Origin of the sequence: Methylibium sp. (assembly GCF_013817345.1) — a bacterium.
Lineage (GTDB): Bacteria > Pseudomonadota > Gammaproteobacteria > Burkholderiales > Burkholderiaceae_C > Methylibium.
The window spans coordinates 1-5,152 of the sequence record NZ_JACDCW010000163.1 but is presented as its reverse complement, the minus strand read 5'-3'; the positions used below and the strand labels follow the sequence as shown (position 1 = coordinate 5,152).

9 protein-coding genes and 1 pseudogene are annotated in these 5,152 nt (G+C 64.5%); all 10 read left to right on the top strand.

Annotation, left to right across the window (positions count from 1 at the left end; translation table 11 throughout):
- Positions 1–127 (top strand): annotated as a pseudogene (tuf, locus tag H0W40_RS19050) (elongation factor Tu); the annotation flags it as partial.
- Between the two features lie 110 nt (positions 128–237).
- Positions 238–552: a 30S ribosomal protein S10 gene (rpsJ, locus tag H0W40_RS19045; protein ID WP_292449381.1), complete on the top strand. Its 315-nt coding sequence runs from the start codon at positions 238–240 to the stop codon at positions 550–552.
- Positions 553–733: 181 nt separating this feature from the next.
- A complete protein-coding gene (gene rplC / locus H0W40_RS19040) occupies positions 734–1,414 on the top strand; it encodes a 50S ribosomal protein L3 (RefSeq protein WP_292449379.1) in 681 nt (226 codons plus the stop codon).
- Complete coding sequence (rplD, locus tag H0W40_RS19035) at positions 1,414–2,034, top strand: 50S ribosomal protein L4 (RefSeq protein ID WP_292449377.1); 621 nt, start codon at positions 1,414–1,416, stop codon at positions 2,032–2,034. Before rplC ends, rplD begins: the two co-directional genes overlap by 1 nt.
- Positions 2,031–2,357, top strand: a complete 327-nt coding sequence (rplW, locus tag H0W40_RS19030) for a 50S ribosomal protein L23 (protein ID WP_292449376.1) — start codon at positions 2,031–2,033, stop codon at positions 2,355–2,357. Before rplD ends, rplW begins: the two co-directional genes overlap by 4 nt.
- Complete coding sequence (gene rplB, locus H0W40_RS19025; RefSeq protein WP_292449373.1) at positions 2,357–3,181, top strand: 50S ribosomal protein L2; 825 nt, start codon at positions 2,357–2,359, stop codon at positions 3,179–3,181. The genes rplW and rplB overlap by 1 nt, the downstream gene beginning before the upstream one ends.
- Positions 3,182–3,193: 12 nt before the next feature.
- Positions 3,194–3,469: a 30S ribosomal protein S19 gene (gene rpsS, locus H0W40_RS19020; protein ID WP_292449372.1), complete on the top strand. Its 276-nt coding sequence runs from the start codon at positions 3,194–3,196 to the stop codon at positions 3,467–3,469.
- A gap of 4 nt (positions 3,470–3,473) precedes the next feature.
- On the top strand, positions 3,474–3,803 hold the full coding sequence (gene rplV / locus H0W40_RS19015) for a 50S ribosomal protein L22 (protein ID WP_292449371.1): 330 nt from the start codon (positions 3,474–3,476) through the stop codon (positions 3,801–3,803).
- Between the two features lie 13 nt (positions 3,804–3,816).
- On the top strand, positions 3,817–4,746 hold the full coding sequence (gene rpsC / locus H0W40_RS19010; RefSeq protein ID WP_292449368.1) for a 30S ribosomal protein S3: 930 nt from the start codon (positions 3,817–3,819) through the stop codon (positions 4,744–4,746).
- 3 nt (positions 4,747–4,749) lie between these two features.
- Positions 4,750–5,152, top strand: a 403-nt coding sequence (rplP, locus tag H0W40_RS19005; protein WP_292449366.1) for a 50S ribosomal protein L16, incomplete at its 3' end; no start/stop codon positions are given.

Sequence of the window (5,152 nt, the reverse complement as noted above, 5' to 3'; positions counted from 1 at the left end):
CGGAGACAACGTCTCCATCACCGTCAAGCTGATCAACCCGATCGCCATGGAAGAAGGCCTGCGCTTCGCGATCCGCGAGGGCGGGCGCACCGTCGGCGCAGGGGTGGTGGCGAAGATCATCGAGTGATTGCATGACGTTCGGCTTCGGGTGAGAGCCTGGGGCCGATTTTTTCTCTACCCACTACCGCGGCGCAGGCGCTTCAGGCGTCCGCCGCACCGCTCTTTGAAGGAAACGTCATGGCAACCAAGCAAAAGATCCGCATTCGCCTCAAGGCGTTCGACTACAAGCTGATCGACCAGTCGGCCGCCGAGATCGTCGAAACCGCCAAGCGCACCGGCGCCATCGTCAAGGGCCCCGTGCCGCTGCCCACGCGCATGCAGCGCTTCGACATCCTGCGTTCGCCGCACGTGAACAAGACTTCGCGCGATCAGCTCGAGATCCGTACCCATCAGCGCCTGATGGACATCGTCGATCCGACCGACAAGACCGTGGACGCGCTGATGAAGCTCGACCTGCCGGCCGGCGTGGACGTGGAGATCAAGCTGCAGTAAGAATTGAAGGGGGCGGCGCGAGCCCCGGTGGTTGCCAGTTTCGCTGCGGCCGCTATAATCGCGAGCTTTTCCGCTGACGCATTCGTGCGTTGCGCGCGAAACATCGGGGCAGGTCTGCAGTCGCAGGCGGCCTCCTTGCAAATCAGCTTGGCCAATCGATGCCGAGCATTGGAGAAGAACCATGACGACAGCCAATCCGGGCCATCAGCTCGGCTTGCTGGGCCGCAAGGTGGGCATGATGCGCATCTTTACGGACGACGGCGACGCCGTTCCCGTAACAGTGCTCGACGTGTCCAACAACCGCGTCACCCAGGTCAAGACCGTCGAAACCGACGGCTATAGCGCCATCCAGGTCACCTTCGGGGCCCGCAAGGCTTCGCGCGTCATCAAACCGGCGGCGGGCCACTTTGCCAAGGCGGGTGTGGAGGCAGGGGAGTTGCTGCGCGAATTCCCCGTCAGCGCCGAAACTGCCGCTGAATACAAGCCGGGCGGCACGCTGCCGATCGGCCTGTTTCAGGTGGGCCAGAAGGTTGACGTGCAGGGCACCTCGATCGGCAAGGGTTTCACCGGCACCATCAAGCGCCACAACTTCAGCTCGCAGCGTGCCTCGCACGGCAACAGCCGTTCGCACAACGTGCCGGGCTCGATCTCGATGGCGCAGGATCCGGGCCGCGTGTTCCCGGGCAAGAAGATGTCCGGCCACCGCGGCGACGCGACCGTGACCACGCAGAACCTCGACATCGTGCGCGTTGACGAAACCCGCCAGCTACTGCTGGTGCGCGGGGCCGTGCCCGGCTCCAAGAACGGCTTCGTCACCGTCTGCCCGGCCGTCAAGGTTCGCGCCAAGAAGGGAGCCAACTGATGCAGCTCGAGCTCCTCAACGAACAAGGCCAGGCCGCCTCAAAGGTGGACGCGCCCGACACCGTGTTCGGCCGTGACTACAACGAAGCGCTGGTGCACCAAGTGGTGGTGGCCTATCAGGCCAACGCCCGCCAGGGCACCCGTGCTCAGAAGGACCGCCAAGCCGTCAAGCACTCGACCAAGAAGCCGTGGCGCCAGAAGGGCACCGGTCGCGCACGCGCCGGCATGACTTCCTCGCCGTTGTGGCGCGGAGGCGGTCGGATCTTCCCGAACAGCCCGGACGAAAACTTCAGCCACAAGGTCAACAAGAAGATGTACCGCGCCGGCATGGCGGCTATCTTCTCGCAGCTCGCGCGTGATGGTCGCTTGGCCGTGGTCGATTCGATCAAGGTCGATTCGCCCAAGACCAAGCAACTTGCTGCCAAGTTCAAGGCCATGGGCCTGGACTCCGTGCTCGTGATCGCCGACGAAGTGGACGAGAACCTGTTCCTCGCCTCGCGCAACCTCGCCAATGTTCTGGTGATCGAGCCGCGTTACGCCGACCCGCTGTCGCTCGTCTTCTACAAGAAGGTGCTGGTGACGAAGGGCGCGCTCGACAAGCTCAAGGAGATGCTGGCATGAGCGCCAATCCCAGTCAAAAGCCGATCGACGAAGGCCGCCTGATGCAGGTGCTGGTGTCGCCGATCGTGTCCGAAAAGGCCACGGCGGTCGCCGAGAAGCACAACCAGGTGCTGTTCAAGGTGTTGCAAGACGCGACCAAGCCGGAGATCAAGGCGGCGGTCGAGCTGCTGTTCAAGGTCCAGGTCGACAAGGTTTCGGTGGTCAACACCAAGGGCAAGGCCAAGCGTTTCGGCAAGGGTGTGGGTCGGCGCGACAACGTGCGCAAGGCCTACGTCTGCCTGAAACCTGGGCAGGAGCTCAACTTCTCCGGAGAGGGCGCGTAATGGCCGTCGTCAAAGTCAAACCTACCTCGCCCGGCCGCCGTGCCGTGGTCAAGGTGGTGCACAAGCACCTGCACAAGGGCAAGCCCGAAGCGTCGCTGCTCGAGCCACAGATGCAGAACGCCGGCCGCAACAACAACGGCCATATCACGATCCGGCACAAGGGCGGCGGTCACAAGCACCACTACCGCGTGGTCGATTTCGTGCGCAACAAGGACGGTATTCCGGCCAAGGTCGAGCGCATCGAGTACGACCCGAACCGCACCGCGCACATCGCGCTGGTGTGTTACGCCGACGGCGAGCGTCGCTACATCATTGCGCCGCGCAACCTCGAAGTGGGCTCCACGGTCATGAGCGGCTCGGAAGCGCCGATCAAGGCGGGTAACACGCTGCCGATCCGCAACATCCCCGTCGGCTCGATCATGCATTGCGTCGAGTTGCTGGCGGGCAAGGGCGCGCAGATTGCGCGTTCGGCGGGCACTTCGGTGACCCTGCTGGCACGCGAAGGCACCTACGCGCAGGTTCGCCTGCGCTCGGGCGAGGTGCGCAAGATTCACATCGAGTGCCGCGCCACCATCGGCGAGGTGTCGAACGAAGAGCACAGCTTGCGTCAGTACGGCAAGGCCGGCGCCCGCCGCTGGAAGGGCATACGCCCGACCGTTCGCGGCGTTGCCATGAACCCGGTGGACCACCCGCACGGCGGCGGCGAAGGCCGCACCGGCGAGGGCCAGGTGCCGGTGTCGCCTTGGAACACGATGACCAAGGGCTACCGCACCCGCAGCAACAAGCGCACGCAGACGATGATCGTCTCGCGGCGCAAAAAGTAAGGAGCGCATGCAATGTCTCGCTCACTGAAGAAGGGTCCCTTCGTGGATCACCACCTGATCGCCAAGGTCGAAAAGGCCACGGCGATCAAGGACAAGAAGCCGATCAAGACTTGGTCGCGCCGCTCGACGATCCTGCCCGATTTCATCGGCCTGACGATCGCCGTGCACAACGGCAAGCAACACGTGCCTGTGTACGTGACCGACCAGATGGTCGGCCACAAGCTCGGCGAGTTCGCCCTGACCCGAACGTTCAAGGGTCACCCGGCGGACAAGAAGGCGAAGAGGTAAGGCGATGGAAACCCGAGCAATCGTTCGCGGCGTACGCCTGTCGGTCGACAAGGGCCGGCTGGTGGCCGACCTGATCCGCGGCAAGAAGGTGGACCAGGCGCTCAACATCCTGGCCTTCACACAGAAGAAAGCGGCGCTCATCATCAAGAAGGCGGTCGAGTCCGCAATCGCCAATGCCGAGCACAACGACGGTGCCGACATCGACGAACTGAAGGTCAAGACCATCTACGTCGAGCAAGGCGCCACGCTGAAGCGGTTTTCCGCGCGCGCCAAGGGCCGCGGCAACCGCATCAGCAAGCCCACTTGTCACATCTTCGTGACCGTCGGCAACTAAAAGGCTGGAAGACATGGGACAGAAGATTCATCCGGTCGGCTTCCGCCTTCCCGTCACACGCAACTGGTCCTCGCGCTGGTATGCGTCGAACCGCAACTTCGCCGGCATGCTGGCCGAAGACTTGAAGGTGCGTGAGTTCCTCAAGGTGCGCCTCAAGAGCGCCGCGGTGTCGCGCATCCTGATCGAGCGCCCTGCCAAGAACGCCCGCATCACCATCTACTCGGCGCGTCCGGGCGTGGTGATCGGCAAGAAGGGCGAGGACATCGAGAACCTCAAGGCCGAACTCACGCGCCGCCTGGGCGTGCCGGTCGCGGTCAACATCGAGGAAATCCGCAAGCCGGAGATCGATGCGCAACTGGTGGCCGACTCGATCACCCAGCAGCTCGAAAAACGCATCATGTTCCGCCGCGCCATGAAGCGTGCCATGCAGAACGCGATGCGCCTGGGTGCGCAGGGCATCAAGATCATGTCTTCGGGGCGTCTCAACGGCATCGAGATCGCGCGTTGCGAGTGGTACCGCGAAGGTAGGGTGCCGCTGCACACGCTGCGCGCCGACATTGACTACGGTTTCTCGGAAGCCAAGACCACCTACGGCGTCATCGGCGTCAAGTGCTGGGTCTACCGCGGCGACCGCCTGGCCAACGGCGAGGCGCCGACCATCAAGACCGACGACCGCGACGACGACCGCCGCAACCGCCGCGGCCCGCGCAGCGACCGCCCCGGTGGTGATCGCCGCCCGCCGTCGCGTGACGGTGCCCGTGCCGGTGGCCCGGGCGCACGTCCGGCGCCGCGAACCGATGTCGTCAACCCCGTGGCGGCCGGCAGCGACAAGCCGGCCGAGGCCGCCGCCGGCCTAGATGCCGCCAAGCCGGCCGTCAAGCGCGTGCGCAAGGCCCCCGCGCCCGCCCCGACCGGTGGACCCGGCGAGGCGAAAGGAGAATAAGCAATGCTGCAACCCGCTCGTCGCAAGTTTCGCAAGGAACAAAAGGGCCGTAACACGGGCATCGCCACCCGTGGAGCCAGCGTCTCGTTCGGCGATTTCGGCCTGAAGGCCACCGAACGTGGCCGCATCACGGCACGGCAAATCGAGGCCGCGCGCCGCGCGATCTCGCGTCACGTCAAGCGTGGCGGCCGCATCTGGATCCGCATCTTCCCGGACAAGCCCATTTCACAAAAGCCTGCCGAAGTCCGCATGGGCAACGGAAAGGGCAATCCCGAGTATTACGTGGCCGAGATCCAACCCGGCAAGGTGCTCTACGAGATCAACGGCGTGCCCGAAGCGCTGGCCCGCGAAGCGTTCACCCTCGCAGCTGCCAAGCTGCCGCTGCGGTGCACCTTCGTGGCGCGTC

Bases quoted from the DNA above. Each gene is read 5' to 3' on its own strand.
- rpsS (WP_292449372.1), top strand. From the start codon at position 3,194: ATGTCTCGCTCACTGAAGAAGGGTCCCTTCGTGGATCACCACCTGATC.
- rpsC (WP_292449368.1), top strand. From the start codon at position 3,817: ATGGGACAGAAGATTCATCCGGTCGGCTTCCGCCTTCCCGTCACACGC.
- rplC (WP_292449379.1), top strand. From the start codon at position 734: ATGACGACAGCCAATCCGGGCCATCAGCTCGGCTTGCTGGGCCGCAAG.
- rplV (WP_292449371.1), top strand. From the start codon at position 3,474: ATGGAAACCCGAGCAATCGTTCGCGGCGTACGCCTGTCGGTCGACAAG.
- rplB (WP_292449373.1), top strand. From the start codon at position 2,357: ATGGCCGTCGTCAAAGTCAAACCTACCTCGCCCGGCCGCCGTGCCGTG.
- rplD (WP_292449377.1), top strand. From the start codon at position 1,414: ATGCAGCTCGAGCTCCTCAACGAACAAGGCCAGGCCGCCTCAAAGGTG.
- rpsJ (WP_292449381.1), top strand. From the start codon at position 238: ATGGCAACCAAGCAAAAGATCCGCATTCGCCTCAAGGCGTTCGACTAC.
- rplW (WP_292449376.1), top strand. From the start codon at position 2,031: ATGAGCGCCAATCCCAGTCAAAAGCCGATCGACGAAGGCCGCCTGATG.